This window comes from Caballeronia sp. M23-90, from assembly GCF_053574605.1.
In genome coordinates, this window is the sequence record NZ_JBSIPA010000062.1 from 1 (window position 1) to 21,921 (window position 21,921).

General features: G+C 59.9%; 23 protein-coding genes. 20 read left to right on the top strand and 3 right to left on the bottom strand.

All coding sequences use genetic code 11. The features are described 5' to 3' along the window. From ACRXB1_RS09270 to ACRXB1_RS09280, 3 genes are all read left to right on the top strand, one after another. The coding region (locus tag ACRXB1_RS09270; RefSeq protein ID WP_449491828.1) for an aldehyde dehydrogenase family protein at positions 1 to 957 on the top strand (957 nt) is incomplete at its 5' end. Positions 958 to 979: 22 nt separating this feature from the next. Then, a complete protein-coding gene (locus ACRXB1_RS09275; protein WP_449491829.1) occupies positions 980 to 1,738 on the top strand; it encodes an SDR family oxidoreductase in 759 nt (252 codons plus the stop codon). Positions 1,739 to 1,853: 115 nt separating this feature from the next. Continuing rightward, a complete protein-coding gene (locus ACRXB1_RS09280) occupies positions 1,854 to 3,173 on the top strand; it encodes an MFS transporter (RefSeq protein WP_449491830.1) in 1,320 nt (439 codons plus the stop codon). 98 nt (positions 3,174 to 3,271) lie between these two features. On the opposite strand, the gene ACRXB1_RS09285 is transcribed toward ACRXB1_RS09280, so the two are convergent. Next, positions 3,272 to 4,159: a YncE family protein gene (locus ACRXB1_RS09285; protein WP_449491831.1), complete on the bottom strand. Its 888-nt coding sequence runs from the start codon at positions 4,157 to 4,159 to the stop codon at positions 3,272 to 3,274. 32 nt (positions 4,160 to 4,191) lie between these two features. Continuing rightward, a complete protein-coding gene (locus ACRXB1_RS09290; RefSeq protein ID WP_449491832.1) occupies positions 4,192 to 5,085 on the bottom strand; it encodes a M12 family metallopeptidase in 894 nt (297 codons plus the stop codon). A 544-nt stretch (positions 5,086 to 5,629) separates the two neighbouring features. Between ACRXB1_RS09290 and urtA the strand changes: the two genes are divergently transcribed. From urtA to ACRXB1_RS09375, 17 genes are all read left to right on the top strand, one after another. Further along, complete coding sequence (gene urtA / locus ACRXB1_RS09295) at positions 5,630 to 6,931, top strand: urea ABC transporter substrate-binding protein (protein ID WP_062167390.1); 1,302 nt, start codon at positions 5,630 to 5,632, stop codon at positions 6,929 to 6,931. A 93-nt stretch (positions 6,932 to 7,024) separates the two neighbouring features. Then, positions 7,025 to 8,644, top strand: a complete 1,620-nt coding sequence (gene urtB / locus ACRXB1_RS09300; protein WP_062167392.1) for an urea ABC transporter permease subunit UrtB — start codon at positions 7,025 to 7,027, stop codon at positions 8,642 to 8,644. A 1-nt stretch (position 8,645) separates the two neighbouring features. Continuing rightward, positions 8,646 to 9,836, top strand: coding sequence for an urea ABC transporter permease subunit UrtC (gene urtC / locus ACRXB1_RS09305; protein ID WP_062000056.1), 1,191 nt, complete (start codon positions 8,646 to 8,648; stop codon positions 9,834 to 9,836). Between the two features lie 89 nt (positions 9,837 to 9,925). Next, positions 9,926 to 10,720 (top strand): urea ABC transporter ATP-binding protein UrtD, encoded by a 795-nt coding sequence (urtD, locus tag ACRXB1_RS09310; RefSeq protein WP_231941382.1) that lies wholly within the window; start codon positions 9,926 to 9,928, stop codon positions 10,718 to 10,720. A 24-nt stretch (positions 10,721 to 10,744) separates the two neighbouring features. Further along, positions 10,745 to 11,437, top strand: coding sequence for an urea ABC transporter ATP-binding subunit UrtE (urtE, locus tag ACRXB1_RS09315; RefSeq protein ID WP_062000057.1), 693 nt, complete (start codon positions 10,745 to 10,747; stop codon positions 11,435 to 11,437). A 43-nt stretch (positions 11,438 to 11,480) separates the two neighbouring features. Beyond that, positions 11,481 to 12,356 (top strand): urease accessory protein UreD, encoded by an 876-nt coding sequence (locus ACRXB1_RS09320; protein ID WP_449491833.1) that lies wholly within the window; start codon positions 11,481 to 11,483, stop codon positions 12,354 to 12,356. 202 nt (positions 12,357 to 12,558) lie between these two features. Beyond that, positions 12,559 to 13,374, top strand: a complete 816-nt coding sequence (locus ACRXB1_RS09325; RefSeq protein WP_062167396.1) for a transporter substrate-binding domain-containing protein — start codon at positions 12,559 to 12,561, stop codon at positions 13,372 to 13,374. A gap of 51 nt (positions 13,375 to 13,425) precedes the next feature. Continuing rightward, positions 13,426 to 14,103, top strand: a complete 678-nt coding sequence (locus ACRXB1_RS09330) for an amino acid ABC transporter permease (RefSeq protein ID WP_062000060.1) — start codon at positions 13,426 to 13,428, stop codon at positions 14,101 to 14,103. Beyond that, positions 14,100 to 14,750, top strand: a complete 651-nt coding sequence (locus ACRXB1_RS09335; RefSeq protein WP_062000061.1) for an amino acid ABC transporter permease — start codon at positions 14,100 to 14,102, stop codon at positions 14,748 to 14,750. Before ACRXB1_RS09330 ends, ACRXB1_RS09335 begins: the two co-directional genes overlap by 4 nt. Further along, entirely contained in the window at positions 14,737 to 15,456 is a 720-nt protein-coding gene (locus tag ACRXB1_RS09340) for an amino acid ABC transporter ATP-binding protein (protein WP_075358870.1), read from the top strand. Before ACRXB1_RS09335 ends, ACRXB1_RS09340 begins: the two co-directional genes overlap by 14 nt. A 64-nt stretch (positions 15,457 to 15,520) precedes the next feature. Then, complete coding sequence (ureA, locus tag ACRXB1_RS09345; RefSeq protein ID WP_062000063.1) at positions 15,521 to 15,823, top strand: urease subunit gamma; 303 nt, start codon at positions 15,521 to 15,523, stop codon at positions 15,821 to 15,823. Positions 15,824 to 15,842: 19 nt separating this feature from the next. After that, positions 15,843 to 16,148: an urease subunit beta gene (locus ACRXB1_RS09350; protein WP_062167398.1), complete on the top strand. Its 306-nt coding sequence runs from the start codon at positions 15,843 to 15,845 to the stop codon at positions 16,146 to 16,148. A 22-nt stretch (positions 16,149 to 16,170) separates the two neighbouring features. Further along, positions 16,171 to 17,877: an urease subunit alpha gene (gene ureC, locus ACRXB1_RS09355; RefSeq protein WP_449491834.1), complete on the top strand. Its 1,707-nt coding sequence runs from the start codon at positions 16,171 to 16,173 to the stop codon at positions 17,875 to 17,877. A 7-nt stretch (positions 17,878 to 17,884) separates the two neighbouring features. After that, positions 17,885 to 18,526, top strand: a complete 642-nt coding sequence (gene ureE, locus ACRXB1_RS09360) for an urease accessory protein UreE (RefSeq protein WP_449491835.1) — start codon at positions 17,885 to 17,887, stop codon at positions 18,524 to 18,526. After that, the gene (locus ACRXB1_RS09365; RefSeq protein ID WP_062000948.1) at positions 18,513 to 19,193 is read left to right on the top strand and encodes an urease accessory protein UreF; all 681 of its coding nucleotides are present in this window, start codon (positions 18,513 to 18,515) and stop codon (positions 19,191 to 19,193) included. The genes ureE and ACRXB1_RS09365 overlap by 14 nt, the downstream gene beginning before the upstream one ends. Before the next feature lie 9 nt (positions 19,194 to 19,202). Then, positions 19,203 to 19,853 (top strand): urease accessory protein UreG, encoded by a 651-nt coding sequence (ureG, locus tag ACRXB1_RS09370; protein ID WP_449491836.1) that lies wholly within the window; start codon positions 19,203 to 19,205, stop codon positions 19,851 to 19,853. 212 nt (positions 19,854 to 20,065) lie between these two features. Next, the gene (locus ACRXB1_RS09375) at positions 20,066 to 21,247 is read left to right on the top strand and encodes a glycosyltransferase (RefSeq protein ID WP_062170205.1); all 1,182 of its coding nucleotides are present in this window, start codon (positions 20,066 to 20,068) and stop codon (positions 21,245 to 21,247) included. Positions 21,248 to 21,277: 30 nt separating this feature from the next. Here the strand turns inward: ACRXB1_RS09375 and ACRXB1_RS09380 are convergent. Next, on the bottom strand, positions 21,278 to 21,921 hold a 644-nt coding region (locus tag ACRXB1_RS09380), incomplete at its 5' end, for a glycosyltransferase (RefSeq protein WP_449491837.1).

Genomic DNA, 21,921 nt, shown 5'->3' on the forward strand with positions numbered 1-21,921 from the left:
TCGGCGCTGGCGGCGGGCAACGCGTGCGTGGTGAAACCGGCAGAAGACGCGTGTTTATCGATATTGCGGATCGCCGAGCTCGCCGCCGAAGCCGGATTGCCGGAGGGAGCACTGAACATTGTCACGGGCTATGGATACGAAGCCGGAGCGGCGCTCGCGCGGCACGCGGGTATCGATCACATCTCGTTCACCGGGTCGCCGGTAACGGGTGCCGCCGTTGTCAAGATGGCCGCCGATAACCACGTGCCCGTCACCCTCGAACTCGGCGGCAAGTCGCCGCAGATCGTCTTCGCCGATGCCGATTTCGACGCCGCCATCCCGGTCCTGGTTTCGGCGATCGTGCAGAACGCCGGGCAGACGTGTTCGGCGGGCAGCCGCGTGTTGATCGAACGATCGGCGTATGAGCCGCTGCTGGATCGTTTGAGCGAAGCGTTCAGCGCGCTGAAGGTCGGGCCGAGCAAGCTCGACCTGGACTGTGGACCGCTCATCAGCGCGAAGCAGCAGCAGCGCGTATGGGATTTTCTCTCCGATGCACAGCATGACGGAATCGCGATGGCCGCGCACGGCGAGGTGGTATCGGAAGCGCCCGAAGCAGGCTTTTATCAGGCGCCGACGCTCTTGCGCGATGTCCCGCCATCGCACCGTCTGGCACAGGAAGAGGTGTTCGGCCCGGTCCTGTGCGCCATGCCTTTCGACGATGAAGCCGATGCCCTGAAACTCGCCAACGGCACCAACTTCGGCCTGGTTGCGGGCGTCTGGACACGTGATGGCGGACGGCAGATGCGCATTGCCCGAAAGGTGAGATCCGGGCAAGTGTTCATCAACAATTATGGTGCGGGCGGTGGCGTGGAACTGCCGTTTGGCGGCGTCAAACATTCAGGACACGGCCGTGAAAAAGGCTTCGAAGCGTTGTATGGATTCACGGTGCTTAAAACCATTGCGATCAAACACGGTTAAGTAACCACAACTTGGAGACGACATGAGACTGCAAGGCAAGACAGCAATTGTGACGGGCGGCGGATCGGGATTCGGCGAAGGAATCGCGAAGACATTTGCGCGCGAAGGCGCAAACGTGGTGGTGAACGACCAGAACGGGGCATCGGCGGAACGCGTTGCGAGCGAGATTGCCGTGAGCGGCGGCAAGGCGATCGCGGTCGCCGGCGATGTCACGAAACAGGCCGACTGGAAGACGCTGTTCGATGCCGCCATCGAAGACTTCGGCAGCATCCAGGTCGTGGTGAACAACGCCGGCACGACGCACAGGAACAAGCCGGTGATGGAAGTCACCGAAGCCGAATTCGACCGCGTTTATGCGGTGAACGTGAAGAGCATCTATCACAGCGTCACGCAATTCGTGCCCTACTTCCGGTCGGTTGGCGGCGGGTCGTTCATCAACGTGGCATCGACGGCGGGCGTGCGGCCGCGCCCCGGTCTGGTCTGGTACAACGGCAGCAAGGCGGCGGTGATCATTGCGAGCAAGGCGCTGGCGGTCGAGTTAGGACCCGACCGGATACGCGTGAACTGCATCAACCCGGTGATGGGCGAAACGGGTTTGCTGTCCGAATTCATGGGCGTGGAAGACACGCCCGCGAACCGGCAGAAGTTCCTCTCCTCGATTCCGTTGGGACGCCTCTCGACACCGCAAGACATCGCGAACGCGGCCTTGTATCTGGCCTCCGACGACGCAGAGTTCATCACCGGCGTGGCGCTGGAGGTGGATGGCGGACGTTGCGTCTAGGGTCTTCGGGGAAGACGCCTCGCTTGGTGTTTTCCCCATATAAAACAGATGTTTGAGGGCCATTGCCAACGACTAGAATCGTTGTTCCGACCGATAATAAAATTCAGGAGACAGCATGGCGAGTACTGCGGGTGAGTATCACGGACCGGGCGCGGGCGCGCCGCCTTCGGCCTTCGAAGCGGCAACGTACAAAAAAGTCGCATGGCGCCTGTCGCCCCTATTGCTGCTTTGTTATGTGGTCGCATATCTGGACCGCGTGAATGTGGGTTTTGCCAAGTTGCAGATGTCCACCGATCTCGGCTTGAGCGACGCTGTCTATGGCTTCGGCGCGGGCATCTTTTTCTTCGGCTATTTCATCTTCGAGATCCCGAGCAACGTCATCCTGCACAAGGTCGGCGCGCGGGTATGGATAGCGCGGATCATGATCACGTGGGGCATCCTCTCGGCGCTGACGATGTTCATCACCACGCCCACCATGTTCTACGTAATGCGCTTTTTATTGGGCGTGGCCGAAGCGGGATTTTTCCCTGGCATCATCCTGTACCTCACGTACTGGTTCCCGGCCGACCGGCGCGGACGCATGACGACGTTGTTCATGACCGCGATTGCCGTATCGGGTTTGATCGGCGGCCCGGTGTCCGGCTGGATCATGAAGAACTTCGATGGCGTCAACGGCTGGCATTCGTGGCAGTGGCTGTTCTTGCTGGAAGGCATTCCATCGATCGTGGTCGGCGTGCTGGTCTTCATTTTCATGGACGACCGGATTGCGAAGGCCAAGTGGCTGAGCGCCGAAGAGCGTGAGTTGCTGGAACGGAACATCGCGAAGGACAATGTCGAGAAGGTCGACATGCCCGTGCGCGAAGTGCTCAAAAGCGGCCGTGTCTGGCTGATGAGCCTGACGTACTTTTCGTTCGTGATGGGCCTGTACGGCGTGAGTTTCTGGCTGCCGACGATCATCAAGGCGACCGGAGTGACGGATGCGCTGAATATCGGATTGCTGTCTGCTATTCCCTTCGGCGCGGCGGTGATCGGGATGCTGCTTGTTGCTCGCAGTGCCGATAAACGTGGCGAGCGGAGGTGGCATATTGCCGTGCCGGCGGCTGTTGGAGCGTTGGGGCTTGTTTTATCGGTCATATGGTCGACGAACACTCCTTTGGCAATGCTCGGGCTTACCTTGGCAACGATGGGCATTCTCACTACCTTGCCGTTGTTCTGGAGCTTGCCTACGGCGTTTCTGGCCGGGACGGGCGCCGCTGCCGGGATTGCAATGATCAACTCGCTCGGGAATCTTGCGGGTTTCCTCAGCCCCTATCTCGTGGGGTGGTTGAAGCAAGCCACCGCGTCCAATGCAAGCGGCATGTATATGTTGGCCGCGTTCATGGTGCTCGGCGGGTTACTCGCGTTGAGTGTGCCGAAGCGGATGGTCAATCGATAACTTTCGGTCCATTCACCATATATCAACCTCACGGAAACTCACGAAGCCGCGACCATGTCGGTCGCGGCCGAAGCGTAACTGTTGAACGTCGCTTCCAGTTAATGCGCCCTAGCGAAAGCAATTGGACGGTTCAGGGTACCGGCAACGTAACTTCCTCTTACACTCAGCAGTTTTCCAGAATAGGATCCATCGTTTTGCAAGGTTGATTGCCAAATGGAACTAATATTACTTGCAAAAATATCCTTAGGGTTTGCTGCTGCCAAGTGATCGTACCCCTTGATAGTCAAATAGGAGGGCGGCATGGGAATAGCATTTATCGTCCCGGTTTTGATGTCCACTTTTGTTGGGCCGTTACCGGCGTTCCCATTGCCAAATACGAGAGAATCATTATCTAAAGCTAACATTTCAGTGACATTGGTTGGCGTTGTAAATGACGCAAGTTTACTAAGTTTGCCGGAAGCGAGATCAAGAGATAGAAAACCACCTTGCGGGCCGGTAATACTATTCGTCGCTGGGTAAAAGATCTTTTTTTCATCAGTGGAGAGTGCCAAGGTAAAACTATCGCCGGACAAATCATTGTATGGGCTTGCTTTGACGACGCGAACTTGCTTACGTTGCGAAATATCAAGCTGGGCAATCCCAAGGACCGTGCTTGCCCTATCAACGTCATATAACTGCATGACGTAGAGGTTGTTGTTGTCAGTTTGTGGTTTCGCCATCCAGCCGGTTCCTCTATCAAGCCATGCGTCAGACGGTGCAGTCACATTTATGGAACTCAACGGGTCGCCTGCCGCCGCATCCCAGAGGACAACCTTCGAATTTGACTTATTCAGCAAGTACAACGTTTTGCTGTCCGGCGAGACTTCCAGCTGATCGAATACAAGCCCTGGCTTGTTTGAGCGGACGTAGGCCACGGAGTTTGTATCCGTATCAATGGCCGTTACCTGGCTTATACCCAAGCTGCTGGCAGTCAGGTCCGTGGCCACAACATAAACTCTCTTACCGTCAGGGCTCGAAATCACGCCGTTGACCAGTGACTGCGAACTGGCTGACAAAGGAATTGAGGCGACGCTTTTTGGGTAATGCTGTCGTATGCAGTGATCTCCTGGTCCGGGCCTCTTTGTTTGCTCACCAAGTAAAGGGTGCCGCCGGGTTTTCCGTAGAAACGCTGGACCATTTCGATATCGGTGGGACTCAGGTTGCCGTCGCCTTGCCAGACGGGGTTGCAATAGTTCATCACCGACGCAGTATCCCAGGCGCCGATAAACGTGTCACCGAAAGGATAAGTCGATGGCGTGTCCATACACCATGCGGGCGCATCGGGTCTCAGCTGCTCGTGCTGAAAGCCTAAAGCGTGCCCAAACTCGTGCACGGCCTCGACCTTGACGCAGTAGGCTCGGTTGCTGGGTGGAAGGCAGAACGGATTCCAGTTCTGGTATTCGAAATTCAAAAACACTGCTTGATCGGGGGAATCCAGGTCTTTACCAAAGGAAGTTACATGGACGCGTTCGTCCGAAAGGACGATGCGAATCCCATGGTAATCAGGGTCGTTATCGCACATGTTCCATCCCGGGAAAGCGAGCTCCGAATGATCCTCCCAAGAATCCTTCACCGCTTGCTGCGCAACGCCTCTGAGCTCCGCTGTATTTGCGAACGTCGCAGCATCGAGCTTCCAGCATACATTGATAGTGCGTTTAGGCCAGATTTTATCCGACGACACATAGCCTTTTAGATTTCCCACGGCTGCCTTGGACGTCTGTAAGTCGGAAACTACAGTTGGTGTTGGAGCGCTGTCGGATACAGCCGACTTGTTTATCGCGCCGGTATTCGACTCATCGTCGCTCCCTCCACATCCAGAAACTATCACCACGGTCAAGCCAGCAAGCAGTGCTTTAATTATTTTAAATTTCATTTTTTGCTTCCCCATCAATCCGAAGTTTTTATTGAGATAATTCGTCTTTATGAAATGCAACTTCAGTTTAACGGTGGCTTACCAAAAACCTACTTTCTCATAATTAAAAAATTACAAATTGTAAAATCCGCTGATATCGATCAACGATCTTGGTAGGTGCCATGGTGTGCCTGGTTGCCCGTAAATTAGGAAAAATCCTTTATTCCTAAGCAATAGATTCCTTAACCTCTCAGTCAAGGCGAACGCACACCTCATCCATCAAGCGAAACTGGCTGCGCCACCCTTATTCGCTAATCCCACGCTCCACCTCCAAGCCTCCCGCACCGGCATAAGGCGTTCACGACAGCCACGCACCAAAACCATGCATCCGACGAATCCCGTCGGCGTGCGTCCTCGCCCCGACCAGCCTGGAACCCAAGCCAGTCCGGCATTTCCTACTCATTGGCATACCCCTTGCAGTGTCCTATTGACTGACTCTCCGTCAGCGATATTAAAAATCCATAGACACCCGCTTTAAAACAAACATATCGGCAAGGGGAATTACATGAAACGACGCAGTCTCCTGAAATTCGGCTCCATGTCGGGCGCACTGGCCGTTGCGGGCCAGTTGCCCATCACAAAAGCGCAAGCCGCCGATACCGGACCGATCAAAGTCGGCGTTCTCCATTCGCTCTCGGGCACGATGGCGATCTCCGAGACATCGCTGAAAGACACTGCGCTGATGACCATCGCCCAGATCAATGCAAGCGGCGGCGTGCTCGGGCGTCAACTGGAACCGGTGGTGGTCGACCCGGCATCGAACTGGCCGCTCTTCGCCGAAAAAGCCCGCCAACTGATCTCGCAGGACAAAGTCGCGGTGACGTTCGGCTGCTGGACGTCGGTATCGCGGAAATCGGTGTTGCCGGTGTTCGAGGAACTCAACGGCCTGCTCTTCTACCCGGTGCAGTACGAGGGCGAAGAGATGTCGAAGAACGTGTTCTACACGGGCGCGGCGCCGAATCAGCAAGCGATTCCCGCAACCGAGTACCTGATGAGCAAGGAAGGCGGCGCAGCAAAACGCTTCTTCCTGCTCGGCACCGATTACGTCTATCCGCGCACGACGAACAAGATCCTGCGTTCGTTCCTGCACTCGAAGGGCGTGAAGGACGAAGACATTCAAGAGGTCTACACGCCGTTCGGCCACGCGGACTATCAGACCATCGTGGCGAACATCAAGACGTTCTCGCAAGGCGGCAAGACTTGCGTGATCTCGACTGTGAACGGCGATTCGAACGTGCCGTTCTACAAGGAACTCGGCAACCAGGGCCTGAAAGCGACGGACGTTCCGGTCGTCGCTTTCTCGGTTGGCGAAGAAGAATTGCGCGGTATCGATACAAAACCGCTGGTCGGCAACCTGGCCGCATGGAATTACTTCATGTCGCTGAAGAACCCGGAGAACACGAAGTTCAAGGCGATGTTCGCCGACTGGGTGAAGAAGAACAACCTGCCTGGCGGCACGAAGCGCGTGACGAACGACCCGATGGAGGCGACCTTCGTCGGCATCCATATGTGGAAGCAGGCGGCTGAAAAAGCGAAGAGCGTCGATGTCGATAAAGTGCGCGTGGCCATGGTCGGCCAGAAGTTCGCGGCGCCGTCGGGCTTCACACTCGAGATGGACGGTAACCACCATCTGCACAAGCCGGTGATGATCGGCGAAGTGCGTGCGGACGGTCAGTTCAACGTCGTGTGGCGCACGAAGACTGCAATCCGCGCGCAACCGTGGAGCCCGTACATTCCGGGTAACGAAAACAAGCCGGATGTGGTCAGCTCGATTCCGGAGTTCCTGCGCCGCCGTCGCGTTGCATAAGTCTCAGTAAGTATTCAGTCGAAGACCGGACCGCCGCGCTCGAAGCATAACTACAAGAGCGGCGGTTCGTACGTTCTACCTGACAGGCCATTCATGACTGATTCGATTCTTCGCTTCGCTCGCCGTGGCCTCTGCGCAATCCTGATTGCCTGCATGCCCCTCGCCGCGTTCGCCGCGCTCTCCGCCGATGACCTTGCACCCCTCGCGGCCGACGACTTCGATGCCAAGTCCGCCGCCATCGACAAACTGATCGCCAACGCCGACGCGCCCTCGGTCGCGGTTCTGAACGCGCTCGCCGACAGTTCCCTGGTCGCCACCGACGCCGGCCGTGTCCTGATCCAGACCGACGACGGCAACAAGGACCCGCTGACCAACAAGACCGTGGAAGCGCCCGACGCGCAACCGGTCACGCTGAACAACTTGCTGCGCTCGAAGGTAGCGGGCGCGTTGTCGGGGTTGCAATTGTCGTCGCCGGATATCGAAAAGCGCCGTGCGGCAATAGATGAATTGCTGAAGAACGCCGATCCATCGATCAAACCGCTCGTCGATAAAGCCCGCGCGCAAGAGACCGATCCCGCGCTGAAAAAGCGCCTCGATACGCTCTGGGCCACGACCGCCCTCCACGATACCGACGCCAACAAACGCCTCGAAGCCGTGCAACTGGTCGCGGCGCGCCACGACCTGGACATGAACGAATTGCTGCGCCCGATCGTGGTGAAGAACGCCGACGGCACCTTCGCCGAACCCGATGCTCGCGTGCGTGCAGCGGCGCAGGCGGGCATTGAGGAACTCGATTCCATTCAACGACGCGGACAGGTCGTCGGCACGATCTTCGCGGGTTTATCGCTGGGAAGCGTGTTGTTGCTGGCCGCGCTGGGTCTCGCGATCACGTATGGATTGATCGGCGTGATCAACATGGCGCACGGCGAGTTCCTGATGATCGGCGCGTACGCCACGTATGTGGTTCAGAACCTCGTGCAGCATTACGCGCCCGCTGCGTTCAACTGGTATCCGCTGTTTGCCGTGCCGGTTTCGTTTGCCGCGGCCGCGGTCGTGGGTATCGTGCTGGAACGGGTGGTGTTGAAACATCTCTACGGACGTCCGCTCGAAACGCTGCTGACCACGTTCGGCATCAGCCTGATCCTGATTCAGGCAACGCGCACGATTTTCGGCGCGCAGAACGTGCAGGTGACGAACCCGTCGTGGATGAGCGGCGGCGTGTCCGTCATGCAGAATCTCATCCTGCCTTATAACCGCATCACCATCCTCGGCTTCTCGCTGGTCGTCGTGCTGCTCGCCTGGGTCGTGCTGACCAAGACGCGCCTCGGCCTCTTCGTGCGCGCCGTCACGCAGAACCGGCGCATGGCAGCGTGTGTCGGCGTGAAGACGGCACGTGTCGATTCGTATGCGTTCGCGTTCGGCGCGGGCATTGCCGGATTGGGTGGATGCGCGCTGTCGCAAATCGGCAATATCGGACCGGACCTGGGGCAGAGCTACATCATCGATTCATTCATGACGGTCGTGCTCGGCGGCGTCGGACAACTGGCGGGTACGGTTATCGGCGGCTTCGGGCTCGGGCTTGTCAGCAAGACGATCGAGCCGTTCTGGGGCGCGGTGCTCGCGAAGATTGCGGTGCTCGTGCTGATCGTGTTGTTCATCCAGAAGCGTCCTCAGGGCATGTTTGCACTGAAGGGCCGAAGCGCCGAGGTTTGAGATGAATACACCCAACGTCTCCGCGAATCTCGATGTCGCGCCACAACCCGACGATCAGGCGAAGCGCGAAGGCTTCGCCTTGGGCCTGCCGCCGCGCGCCGCCCTCTTGCCGCGCAGCGGCTGGGTTGCGCTGATCGCATTCATCATTGCGATGGGCATCTGCGTGCCCATCGCCGCGTTGGTACTTCCCGAGTCGAGCGCGTTCCACCTCAGCGCTTATTCGATGACGCTCGTCGGCAAGCTCATGTGCTACGCGATCGGCGCGCTGGCGCTCGATCTCGTGTGGGGTTATTGCGGCATCCTGAGCCTCGGGCACGCGCTCTTCTTCGCGCTCGGCGGCTACGCCATGGGCATGTACCTGATGCGCTCCATTGGACGGGAAGGGAATTATCAGAGCGACCTGCCCGACTTCATGGTGTTCCTCGACTGGCACAAGTTGCCTTGGTACTGGCAAGGCACCGAGCACCTCTGGTACGCGTTGTTGCTGGTGATCGTAGTGCCGGGCGTGCTGGCGTGGGTATTCGGATTCTTCACGTTCCGTTCGCGGGTGAAGGGCGTGTATCTCTCGATCATCACGCAAGCCATGACCTTCGCCGCGATGCTGCTGTTCTATCGCAACGAAACAGGATTCGGCGGCAACAACGGCTTCACCGACTTCAAGCGCATTGCGGGATTTCCGATCACCGCGGCAAGCACGCGGACCGTGCTGTTCCTGATGACGCTCGGCGTGCTGATCCTGGCGTTTATCGCGGCGCGGGCGATTGTCACGTCGAAGCTCGGACGCGTCGTAACCGGTGTACGCGATGGCGAAGCGCGGCTGATGTTCCTGGGCTATAGCCCGCTCGCGTACAAGCTCTTCATCTGGACTGTGTCCGCCGTGTTGTGCGGCATCGCGGGCGCGTTGTATGTACCGCAAGTCGGCATCATCAACCCGAATGAAATGTCGCCGGGGAATTCCATCGAGATGGCGATCTGGGTGGCCGTTGGCGGACGCGGAACGTTGATTGGACCGATCATCGGCGCGTTTGCGGTGAATGGCGCGAAGAGCTTTTTTACGGCGAACTTTCCTGAGTATTGGCTGTTCTTTCTGGGCCTGATCTTCACGCTCGTGCCCTTGTTGCTGCCAAGCGGAATCATGGGTCTTATCGACATGGCGATGCGCAAGAAGAAAGCCGGAGGGCATTCACATTGATCACCTCATTGACCTCACCTAACGCATACAACGCCTTGATCGTGGACCTGCCGCCCTTACCCGAACTCAACGAGCGTAACCAGAACGGCATCACGGGCCTGGGCCATGTGCTGGATCCGGGCGCGATCGATGTATCGCACGGCACGATTCTTTATCTCGAAGACGTGACCGTGAGCTTCGATGGTTTTCGCGCGCTGAACAAGCTGACGTTGTCTATCGACGTCGGCGAACTGCGCTGCGTGATCGGCCCGAACGGCGCGGGCAAGACCACGATGATGGACGTCGTCACCGGAAAAACTCGTCCGGATTCGGGCAAGGTGTTCCTCGGGCAGACGTTCGATCTGTCGCGCATGTCGGAGCCGGTGATTGCGCGCACGGGTATTGGGCGCAAGTTCCAGAAGCCCACCGTGTTCGAGAATCATCCGGTCTGGGAAAACCTCGAACTCGCGATGAAAACCGACAAGGGATGGCTTGCGTCACTCAGGTCGAAGCTGGATCGCGAGGCGCAGGCGCGCATTGAAGAAACGCTGGAATTGATCCATCTCGAAGCCGACGCCACGCGTTTCGCCGGCGAGTTGTCGCACGGCCAGAAGCAGCGTCTGGAAATCGGCATGCTGCTGATGCAGCAACCCGCCCTGCTTCTGCTCGACGAACCCGCCGCCGGCATGACGGATCACGAGACCATGCAGCTCGCCGAGTTGCTCAACAAGCTGCGCGGCACCTGTTCGATGATGGTCGTCGAGCACGACATGGAATTCGTCGCGGCGCTGTCCGGCGAAACAGGCCGCGTGACGGTGATGGCAGAAGGCAGCGTCCTCGCGCATGGCACGCTCGACGAAGTGAAGCGCAACGAGAAGGTGATCGAGTCGTACCTCGGCCGCTAATTTGGCCAACACGGGAATCCAGAAATGCTCGAAGTCGATTCACTCAACCAGTTCTACGGCGGCAGCCACATCCTTCGCGATGTGAAGATGACCGTGCCCGATGGAAAACTCACCGTATTGCTTGGCCGCAACGGCGTGGGCAAGACTACTTTGCTGCGCTGCCTGATGGGCGTCGTCCCCACGAAAAGCGGCACGATTTCATGGCGCGGCGCGAAAATTTCATCCATGCCGACTTACAAGCGCGTATCGAGCGGTCTTGCTTATGTGCCGCAAGGACGCGATATCTTCGGGCGGCTGACGGTCGAGGAAAACCTTCTGGTGGGCGCGGCGAGCCGCAAGTCGCCATCGAAAGTACCGGACCGGATCTACGAGCTTTTTCCCGTGCTCAAAGAGATGAAGCATCGGCGCGGCGGGGATTTGTCGGGCGGCCAGCAGCAACAGCTAGCGATTGGCCGCGCATTGATGAGCGAACCGCAACTTCTGATTCTCGATGAACCCACCGAGGGCATTCAGCCATCGATCATTCAGGATATCGGGCGCACGTTGCGCCAACTCGTCGATGAAATGGGCATGACCGTGTTGCTCGTCGAGCAGTACTACGACTTCGCACGCGAACTCGCCGACCGGTATTGGGTAATGAGCCGCGGCGAGATTGTCGCGGGTGGCGCGGGCGCGGATATGGAAGCGCAAGGCGTGCGGGAGTTGATCGCTGTCTGACGCACGCCGTAACATGGCGGCTCGTCCCGATCTTTGACGCCTTATGCATCACGAACCTATCGCTGCACTCTTGCCCTTGCCCGACGCTGATGAATGGCATGGCAAACTCGAACTTGGCTTCACGCAACAGTCGCCGGCGCGTACGGCGCTTACGCATCGCAGGCATGTTGGCCCGTTGCGCATGCAGCGCGCGCTGTACCCGGAAGGCGATGCCATCTGCCACGCGGTGATCGTGCATCCGCCGGGCGGTGTGGCGGGCGGTGACCGGCTGGCTATCGATATCGATCTGGGCGCGCAAACGCACGCTGTCATCACCACGCCCGGCGCGACCAAGTGGTACAAGGCGAACGGCAAGCTCGCCACGCAGCGCATCAACATCCATGTTGGCGCGAACGCGAAGCTCGACTGGCTGCCGCAGAACAACATTGTGTTCGAGTCGTCGAATGTGGCGCTGGATTTCACGCTGACGCTGGATGAGACCGCCACGGCTATCGGCTGGGACGCAATGCAGCTGGGCCGTCAGGCAGCGGGCGAACGATGGTCCGAGGGAAAGCTCGCCTCGATTGCCCGCATCAAGGACAACACAGGCCGGCTGCGATGGTTCGAACGCACGCTGCTCACAGCCGACGACCCGCTGCGCAAGGCGCCGCAAGGTCTCGCCGGTTTTCCTGCTTACGGCACGCTCTGGGCAATCGGCCCCGCTTGCGACGACGCGCTGGCGGAATCCATCGCCGCAAATCTCCCCTTCAACGACACCGTCCGCGCCGCCGTGTCGTGCGTGACGCCGGGCGTTCTGATCGTGCGCGCCGCGAGCCATTCCATGGCGCCGCTACAGCTTTTGATGACGCAATGCTGGTCAACGTTGCGTCCAATCATTCACGGTATCGATGCAAAACCGTTGCGGCTTTGGACTACGTAGCCGGGTAAGTACGCAGAAAACTGGCACCACGAGAGCGCATAAAAAAGCCCATAATTTGTGCATCACTCAAACACGTACGACGCACAGCCTTTACCATCAAGGCGCGAAGCCGGTGGCACGACTCTCGCTTAATCACCTTTCCGACGAGTGCATCCAATAGACGATACGCACCGCGCCACACAGCCTCAAGGAAAGCAGACAAATGACCAGCACGCTTCGCCGCACCGCCCTTCGGTTCGCATTCAGCACGCTCGCCTCCGCCCTTCTCGCCATTCCGGCGCTCGCCCTGACCTCGAACACCGCTCACGCCGACGCGCTCGACTCCATCACGAAAGCCGGCACGCTCAAAGTCGCGGTGCCGGAAGATTACCCGCCGTTCGGCGCGGTCGGCGGGGACATGAAACCGCAGGGCTACGACATCGATATGGCCGCGCTCCTCGCCAAATCGCTGGGCGTGAAGCTGGAACTGGTTCCCGTGAACAGCGCGAACCGCGTGCCGTACCTGACGACGAACAAAGTGGATCTCGTGATTTCGTCGCTGGGCAAAACACCGGATCGCGAGAAGGTCATGGACTTTTCCGCCGCGTACGCGCCGTACTTCCAGGGCGTATTCGGTCCCGCCGATATCAAGGTCACCGGCCCGGCCGACCTGAACGGCAAGACCGTCGGCGCGACCCGTGGCGCGCTCGAAGAAATCGCGCTGACGCAAATGGCGCCAACCGCAAATATCAAGCGCTTCGAAGACAACAACGCGACCATCCAGGCGTTTCTCTCGGGTCAGGTCCAGTTGATCGCGGCGGGCAACATCGTGGCGGCGGCGATCCTCGCGAAGAATCCGCCGCGCCGTCCGGAACCGAAATTCGTGATCAAGAACTCGCCATGTTTTGTCGGCATGAACAAGAACGAACCGCGCCTGCTCGCGAAGGTGGATGCCGCCATTGCCCAGTCGAAGAAGGACGGCACGCTCGAAGCCATGTCGCAGAAGTGGTTCAAGGCGCCGCTGCCGGCCGGTCTGTGAAGTCTGAAATCTCGCTCGATCATCTGAAATAAAACAACAAGGCGCCGGTCAATGGCATATCAACTTCAGTTCGGCGACCTCGGGCAGTACGCCGGCATGTTCGTGAGCGGCGCGGCGGTCACGCTGGGGCTTACCGCTGTATCGACGGTGCTCGGCCTCACGGTCGGCATCCTCGGTGCGGCGGGCAAAGGCAGCAAATATCCGGCGCTGCGCTCGTTCGTGGGCGGCTATGTGGAGGCAATCAGAAATACGCCGTTCATCGTCCAGTTGTTCTTTGTGTTCTTCGGGCTGCCGGCGCTGGGAATCCGCATCGATGAATACGTCGCGGCCGTCCTGGCAATGACGCTGAACCTCGGCGCGTATTCGGTCGAGATCATCCGCTCGGGAATCGCGGCCGTGCCTAAAGGACATCTCGAAGCGGCGGCATCGCTTGCGATGACGCGCGGCGAGACCTTCCGGCACGTGGTCCTGCCGCAAGCCATCGCCAAGGTGTTTCCGGCGCTGACCAGCCAGATCGTGATCACGATGCTCGGCTCTGCGGTCGTATCGCAGATATCGGTGTCTGATTTGACGTACGCGGCGAGCTACATCCAGTCGCGCAATTTCCGCGCGTTCGAAACCTACTTCCTGATCACCGCGATGTACCTCGTGATGGCGATCATCCTGCGCTTTCTGCTCAACGAAGCCGGCAGGCGCATGTTCGCCCGCAACATGCGAGGCGCGCGATGATCGAATTCACCTTCGAACAGATCCTCACCAACTTGCTGCTCGCGGCGCGCTGGACGATCGTGCTCTCGATCGTCTCGTTCGTGGCGGGCGGGATCGTGGGCTTCGTGCTGCTGGTGATGCGCGTATCGAGTTCGCGCGTGTTGCGGACGATCGTGAAGGTCTACATCGAGATCTTCCAGGGCACGCCGCTCCTGATGCAACTGTTCCTCGTGTTCTTCGGCCTGCCGTTGCTCGGCGTTGAAGTTCAACCCTGGATCGCGGCAACGGTCGGACTCACGCTGTTCACGAGCGCGTATCTCGCCGAAATCTGGCGCGGCTGCGTGGAAGCGGTTCCCAAGGGTCAATGGGAAGCATCGTCGAGTCTTGCGATGAACTACTTCGAGCAACTGCGTCACGTGATCATTCCGCAAGCCACGCGCATCGCCATTGGCCCGACGGTCGGTTTCGGCGTACAGGCCGTGAAGGACACGGCGCTCGTCTCGATCATCGGCTTCACCGAACTCACCAAGGCGGGCACGATGATTTCGAACGCGACCTTCCGGCCGTTCGTGGTCTACGGTCTCGTTGCGGTGATCTACTTCGTGATCTGTTATCCGCTTACCCGTTACGCGCGCACGCTCGAAAGGAAATGGAATGCCGCTCGTTGAAACTCAAAACCTCAAGAAGCAATTCGGCACGAACCAGGTCCTGAAGGGCATCGATTTTTCGGTGGAACCGGGACAGGTGGTGGCGATCATCGGGCGCAGCGGCTCTGGCAAGAGCACCTTGCTGCGGACCTTGAACGGACTTGAAAGCATCGACGAAGGATCGATTGAAATCGACGGCGAACACATCGATGCTCGTCACGCCGACCTGCGCGCATTGCGCCTGAAAGTGGGCATGGTGTTCCAGCAGTACAACCTGTTTCCGCATCTGACCGCAGGTCAGAACGTGATGCTCGCGCAGACGGTGGTCAAGAAAGTCCACAAGGCGAAGGCACGCGCCACCGCCGAGCAAGTGCTAGAACGCGTTGGTCTCGCCGATAAGTTCAATTCCTATCCTGAGCAACTATCGGGCGGACAACAGCAACGTGTGGCAATCGCACGCGCGCTGGCGATGAAACCCACCGTTCTTCTCTGCGATGAAATCACGTCAGCGCTCGACCCCGAGCTCGTGGGCGAAGTGCTGGCCGTGGTCGAAAGCCTCGCCGCCGATGGCATGACGCTCATCATGGTCACGCACGAGATGCGTTTTGCACGGCGGGTATCGAACAAGGTCGTGTTCATGCATCAGGGACGCGTGTGGGAAAGCGGCACGCCGGAAGAGATTTTCGAGCGGCCGACGACCGTCGAACTCCGCAAGTTCATACAATGAAATCGTAGGGAAGCGATGCTAGGATTCTTCAAAAATCGCGTCCTGACTAAAACACGTCCAAGCCATGAAGCTAACTCACCGCGAAAAAGACAAGCTGCTGATCTTCACCGCCGCATTGCTGGCCGAACGCCGCCGTGCACGCGGGTTGAAACTCAATTACCCGGAAGCCGTCGCCTTTATTTCGGCGGCATTGATGGAAGCGGCGCGCGACGGCCGCACGGTCGCCGACGTCATGCACTACGGCACCACCCTGCTCACGCGCGATGACGTCATGGACGGCGTGGCGGAAATGATCCCCGACATCCAGATAGAAGCCACCTTCCCCGACGGCACCAAGCTCGTGACCGTTCACCATCCGATCCCCTGATTCCCTGAAGGAGCCGCGCATGATCCCGGGCGAATACCTCATCGACGATGGTGAGCACGAACTCAACGCGGGCCGCGAGACGGTGTCCGTGACGGTATCCAATACTGGCGACCGGCCCGTGCAGGTCGGCTCGCACTTTCATTTCTTCGAAGTCAACACGGCGCTCACGTTCGAACGCGACAAGGCGCGCGGCTTCCGGCTGAACATTGCGTCAGGTACGGCAGTGCGCTTCGAGCCGGGCCAGGAACGCACGGTCGAACTCGTGGCGCTTGCCGGCGACCGCAAGGTGTATGGCTTCAACGGCCTCGTGATGGGTCCGCTTTGATCTCTACTTCAGGATTATTGAAATGACGCTACGCATCGGACGCCGCGCCTACGCGGAGATGTTCGGCCCGACCACCGGCGACCGCGTGCGTCTCGCCGATACCGACCTGCTGATCGAAGTCGAACGCGACTTCACCACCTATGGCGAAGAGGTGAAATTCGGCGGCGGCAAGGTGATTCGCGACGGCATGGGCCAGTCGCAGCGCGTGCATGCCGAAGTCGTGGATACGGTCGTGACGAACGCGCTGATCCTCGACTACTGGGGCATCGTGAAGGCGGATATCGGCATCAAGGATGGACGCGTGTTTGCCATCGGCAAGGCGGGTAATCCGGATATCCAGCCGGGCGTGACGATTGCGATCGGCGCCGCCACCGAAGTGATCGCAGGCGAAGGGATGATCGTGACGGCGGGCGGTATCGACTCGCATATTCACTTCATCAGCCCGCAACAAATCGATGAAGCGCTGGCCTCGGGCGTGACGACCATGCTCGGCGGCGGCACGGGTCCCGCGACCGGCACGAACGCAACCACGTGCACGCCAGGTCCGTGGCACCTGGAACGCATGCTGCAAGCCGCCGATGGTTGGCCAGTCAACCTCGGCTTTCTCGGCAAGGGGAACGTGAGCTTGCCCGCGCCTGCCATCGAACAGATCAAGGCCGGCGCGATTGGACTGAAGCTGCACGAGGACTGGGGCACGACACCCGCGGCCATCGACAATTGTCTATCCGTTGCCGACGATACCGATACGCAAGTCGCCATCCACACGGACACGCTGAACGAAGCAGGGTTCGTGGAGACGACCGTCGCTGCTTTCAAGGGCCGCACGATCCACACGTATCACACCGAAGGCGCGGGCGGCGGCCATGCGCCGGACATCATCAAGGTCTGCGGCGAGTCGAACGTGCTGCCTTCCTCGACGAATCCTACGCGGCCGTACACCATCAACACGCTCGATGAACACCTCGACATGCTGATGGTCTGCCATCACCTTGATCCATCCATTGCGGAAGATATCGCGTTCGCCGAATCGCGCATTCGCCGGGAGACCATCGCCGCCGAGGACATCCTTCACGACCTGGGCGCGTTGTCCATGCTGTCGTCGGATTCACAAGCAATGGGCCGTGTCGGCGAAGTCGTCATGCGCACGTGGCAGACCGCGCACAAGATGAAAACGCAACGCGGCGCGCTGCCCGAAGACAACGCGCGCAATGATAATTTCCGCGCAAAACGCTACGTCGCCAAGTACACCATCAACCCGGCGATCACGCATGGCATCGCACACGAAGTGGGTTCCATCGAAGCGGGGAAATGGGCCGATCTCGTGTTCTGGGAACCGGCGTTCTTCGGCGTGAAACCCGCGATGATCCTCAAGGGCGGCATGATCGCCGTCGCGCAGATGGGCGACCCGAACGCGTCGATCCCGACGCCGCAGCCGGTGCATTATCGCGAGATGTTCGCAACGCGCGGCGGGGCGCTGGGCAAGACATCACTGACCTTCGTCTCGCAGATGGCGCTGGATGACGGCATCGGTGAGAAGTACGGTCTGAAGAAACAGGTGGTCGCGGTGAAGAACTGCCGGAATATCTCGAAGGCCGACATGATTCACAATGCGTACAGGCCGTCGATCACCGTCGATCCCGAAACGTACCAGGTCGTAGCCGACGGCCAGTTGCTCACCTGCGAGCCGGCAAGCGTCCTGCCGATGGCGCAGCGCTACTTCCTTTTCTGAGACCTCAATGCGCACGATCGACAAACGTATCGAAGCGAAACTGGCCGCGCCGCTGATCAAGCGCGCGCCGACGCTCACCCTCACCTTCGATGACCGCTGCAAAAGCCGCCTCGCTGCCACGCTGGATAACGGTGAGGAAGTGGCGCTGGTGCTGCCGCGCGGCACGGTGCTGCGCGACGGCGATATTCTCGTTGCCGACGATGGCGGTCTGGTTCGCGTGATCGCCGCTCCGCAAGACGTGCTGGTGGTTCACGCGCACGACCCGGTCACGCTGACGCGTGCCGCGTACCACTTGGGCAATCGCCACACGCCGGTGGAAGTGGCAGCCGGACAATTGAAACTGGAAGCCGATCCAGTGTTGGAAGACATGTTGAAGCGCCTCGGCGCGCATGTGGATCACGCACTGACGCAGTTCCAGCCGGAAACGGGCGCGTATGGCGGCGGCCACAAGCACGGGCACGACGAGACGTTCGTGGAAGACTATGCGCTCGCGCAAAAGGTCTTCGACGAACATCACAGCCACTCGCACGATCACGCGCATGGGCACGACCACGATCATGGCCACGACCACGATCACGGCGACCATTCGCAATGCTCGCACGGGCATGAAGGCCATGAAGGGCACGACCACGGTCATGCGCACCGCTGAACTCACGGCGCTCCTGCACCTGGCGTCGCCGGCGTTGCCTATCGGTGCGTTCAGTTATTCGCAGGGTCTGGAATCGGCGATAGAACATGGTTTTATCCACGATGGCGACAGCGCCCGCGACTGGATCGCAAGCGGCCTGACAAACGTGCTGGCGCGCGGCGAACTCCCGTTCCTCGCGCATCAGATGAACCGCTGGCTGACGCACGACGCCGCCGCACTCACGCAAGCCGACGAAGAATTCCTCGCCAGCCGTGAATCGGCGGAATTGCGCCGCGAGACGCAGCAAATGGGCTGGTCGCTTGCGCAGTTGTGCACGCAACTCGAATGGGGCGACGCCGCGCGCCTCGCCACGCTCAACGCGATCAAGCCGGTCTCGCAGCCAACGGCATTCGCGTTCGCCGCCTATGCCCACGATGCCGCGCCCGACGCCACCCTCGCCGCCTACGCCTTTGCGTGGGTGGAGAATCAGGCGGCAGCAGCGTTGAAAGCCGTGCCGCTCGGCCAGATCGCAGGGCAACGGATCATCGTGGCGCTGCGCGATCCCATTGAAACCGCAGTCCAGCGGGCGCTCGCGACCTCGCCCGACGAAATCAATACCTTTGCGCCGCAACTCGGCATTCTTTCCGCACGTCACGAGTCGCAATACTCGCGCTTATTCCGCTCCTAGCTCAAATCCATGAACGCACCTGTCTATTCCGCCGCGGCACGCCGCACCAAAAAACTGCCGCCGTTGCGCGTAGGCGTGGGCGGCCCGGTTGGCTCGGGCAAGACCACGTTGCTCGAAATGCTCTGCAAGGCGATGCGCGAAAAATACGACCTCGTCGCCATCACGAACGACATCTACACTAAAGAAGATCAGCGACTCCTCACGGTGGCGGGCGCGTTGCCGGCCGAACGCATCATGGGCGTGGAAACGGGCGGCTGCCCGCACACCGCCATTCGTGAAGACGCGTCGATCAACCTGGAAGCCGTCGACCAGATGATCGAGCGCTTTCCGGACGCGGATATCGTGTTTATCGAATCGGGCGGAGACAATCTCGCGGCCACGTTCAGTCCGGAATTGTCGGACCTGACCATTTATGTAATCGATGTCGCCGGCGGAGAAAAAATCCCCCGTAAAGGCGGCCCGGGTATCACCAAATCCGACCTTCTGGTGATCAACAAGATCGATCTCGCGCCTTACGTGGGCGCAAATCTCGACATCATGGCCTCCGATGCCACAAAGATGCGTGGCGAACGTCCTTTCGTGATGTGCAACCTGAAAGCGCTCGACGGGCTCGATCAGGTGGTGAGTTTTATCGAAAAGAAGGGATTGTTGAAGGTTTGAACCCCGGCATGGGCAAGTCCGGGACGCGGGGAAACTGCGTCGGGTATGTCGAGTGCGTTAGGATATTGCCTTCATTATTCCTATGGCCGTAGCCAGCAACTGGGAGAATTCCGATCGACAGTCCCGCCGACACCGCCGTGATACTGGAACGCGCTTCCGTGGCCTCGTCCGCGCCTGCCAAGGCCGTGGATCAGTCTTCGGGCCGCGTTTCCGTGCTGTTTCATGTCGCGGATTTCAACGACGGCGGCATCGAGACTTCGCTGATGCAATGGCTACGCATCTTCGAGCGCGCCCGCTACGCGGTGACGCTCTCGGTGATGTTCACATCGCCTGCGTTCGAGCAGCGATTTCGCGCGCAGATTCCGCCGGATGTAGCCGTCGAGATCCTGACCGACAAACCCTGGCTCAATACCTTTCAAAAGCGCCGCTACGCGCATACGCTCAGCAAGCTTGGCCGCGTCGGGCGCGATGTGTTCAACACGCTCGCCGTGCGTCCGTACGTGAAAGCGCGCGTGGCCGAGCTGGCGCAGCGTAACGACATCATCATCGACTTCGACATGTCCTTGCGCCGGCTTGCTGGCCGCTTCGGCACGGCATGGCTCGGTGTGAATCATTTCAGTTTCGATGCCCGGCTCGGCGGCCGGCGCCGGAAAATGAAGCGCATGCTGGCCCAATACGGCCGCTACGACGGCATTGCGGCGCTGAACCGGCACATGGCCGAAGAAGCGACCGCGCTCTTCGACGGGCATCTGCGCAACGTGTTCGTGCTGCCGAACGCCATCGATATCGACCGGATTCGCGAGAACGCCGCCGCTCGGGAAACGCCGCCATGTCCCGGGCCGTACATTGTTTCGGTGGCGCGGCTCGATGAGATCCAGAAGGATCACCGCACCTTGCTGCGTGCGTATGCGCGCCTTGCCGCGACCCATGAAGGCGCGCTGAAGGAAGACCTCGTGATCGTGGGCGATGGCGGCTTTCGCGCCGAGCTGGAAGCGCTCGCGGCTGAACTGGGCGTGGGGGAACGCGTGCACTTCACGGGGTATCGGAACAACCCGCACGCAGTGGTCGCAGGCGCGAGCGCGCTGGTGCTGAGTTCGCGCTACGAAGGCATGCCGATGGTCCTGCTCGAGGCGCTGGCGCTCGGGAAACCGGTGATTTCCACCGATTGCCCGACAGGACCACGCGAGATTCTCGACGATGGCAAGTTCGGCTTGCTGGTTCCCATCGGTGATGTAGACGCGATGGCGCTGGCGATGTCGCGTCTGCTGCTGGACGACACGCTACGCGATGGCTTCATGCGCGCGGCGTCGGGGCGCGCGCGGGACTACGGGCTCGAAGCCAGCAACGAGCGGTTTGTGGCGTGTCTCGAGCGGTTGCTGGCGGGAAGGCGTTAGCCCCGGCGTCAGCAACCGCCGGCTCGTGCTTCACGCCGGATCGTGTATTGAAAAGCCGTTTCCTGCTTCCTCGGCATTTGCCCGCAACAACACCCCCAACGCATCCACCGTCCTCGCCGTCGCTCCGCGATGCTTCGCCGCGAATGCCGATGCCGCCGCGCTCATTGCCAAGCGGCGGGGTTTATCGGTGAAAAGATCGCGCAGGCCACGCGCCAGTGCTGCCGGGTCGCTGACACGCAACGCGGCGCCTTCCGCGATCGCATCGTTGGTTGCCTGCGTGAAGTTGAACGTATGCGGTCCAATCAACACCGGCACGCCCGCTGCACACGCTTCGATCAAATTCTGCCCGCCCAACGGCAGCAAACTCCCGCCAATAAACGCCACATCCGACGCCGCGTAATACGCGCCCAGCTCGCCCATTGAATCGCCGAGCAGGACGTTGACATCCAAAGGCAAGGGCGGCGCGGCATCGATACCCGATCCGGCGGCGGTCGCACGTCCAGCCCACGTCGAGCGCCGGGCCTGGGTCAGCGCAGCGCCGTTGATCAGTGCGGCGACTTCATCGAACCGTTGGGGATGGCGCGGCACCAGAATCAGCAACGCATCGGGCACGTGGTTTCGCAGCGCGGTGAATGCCTGCAGGACCAGCGCCTCCTCGCCTTCGCGCGTGCTCA

Excerpts from the sequence above, each read along its gene's own strand:
- ACRXB1_RS09275 (WP_449491829.1), top strand. The coding sequence starts at position 980 with ATGAGACTGCAAGGCAAGACAGCAATTGTGACGGGCGGCGGATCGGGA.
- ACRXB1_RS09280 (WP_449491830.1), top strand. The coding sequence starts at position 1,854 with ATGGCGAGTACTGCGGGTGAGTATCACGGACCGGGCGCGGGCGCGCCG.
- ACRXB1_RS09290 (WP_449491832.1), bottom strand. The coding sequence starts at position 5,085 with ATGAAATTTAAAATAATTAAAGCACTGCTTGCTGGCTTGACCGTGGTG.
- urtA (WP_062167390.1), top strand. The coding sequence starts at position 5,630 with ATGAAACGACGCAGTCTCCTGAAATTCGGCTCCATGTCGGGCGCACTG.
- urtB (WP_062167392.1), top strand. The coding sequence starts at position 7,025 with ATGACTGATTCGATTCTTCGCTTCGCTCGCCGTGGCCTCTGCGCAATC.
- urtC (WP_062000056.1), top strand. The coding sequence starts at position 8,646 with ATGAATACACCCAACGTCTCCGCGAATCTCGATGTCGCGCCACAACCC.
- urtE (WP_062000057.1), top strand. The coding sequence starts at position 10,745 with ATGCTCGAAGTCGATTCACTCAACCAGTTCTACGGCGGCAGCCACATC.
- ACRXB1_RS09320 (WP_449491833.1), top strand. The coding sequence starts at position 11,481 with ATGCATCACGAACCTATCGCTGCACTCTTGCCCTTGCCCGACGCTGAT.
- ACRXB1_RS09325 (WP_062167396.1), top strand. The coding sequence starts at position 12,559 with ATGACCAGCACGCTTCGCCGCACCGCCCTTCGGTTCGCATTCAGCACG.
- ACRXB1_RS09330 (WP_062000060.1), top strand. The coding sequence starts at position 13,426 with ATGGCATATCAACTTCAGTTCGGCGACCTCGGGCAGTACGCCGGCATG.
- ACRXB1_RS09335 (WP_062000061.1), top strand. The coding sequence starts at position 14,100 with ATGATCGAATTCACCTTCGAACAGATCCTCACCAACTTGCTGCTCGCG.
- ACRXB1_RS09340 (WP_075358870.1), top strand. The coding sequence starts at position 14,737 with ATGCCGCTCGTTGAAACTCAAAACCTCAAGAAGCAATTCGGCACGAAC.
- ureA (WP_062000063.1), top strand. The coding sequence starts at position 15,521 with ATGAAGCTAACTCACCGCGAAAAAGACAAGCTGCTGATCTTCACCGCC.
- ACRXB1_RS09350 (WP_062167398.1), top strand. The coding sequence starts at position 15,843 with ATGATCCCGGGCGAATACCTCATCGACGATGGTGAGCACGAACTCAAC.
- ureC (WP_449491834.1), top strand. The coding sequence starts at position 16,171 with ATGACGCTACGCATCGGACGCCGCGCCTACGCGGAGATGTTCGGCCCG.
- ureE (WP_449491835.1), top strand. The coding sequence starts at position 17,885 with ATGCGCACGATCGACAAACGTATCGAAGCGAAACTGGCCGCGCCGCTG.
- ACRXB1_RS09365 (WP_062000948.1), top strand. The coding sequence starts at position 18,513 with ATGCGCACCGCTGAACTCACGGCGCTCCTGCACCTGGCGTCGCCGGCG.
- ureG (WP_449491836.1), top strand. The coding sequence starts at position 19,203 with ATGAACGCACCTGTCTATTCCGCCGCGGCACGCCGCACCAAAAAACTG.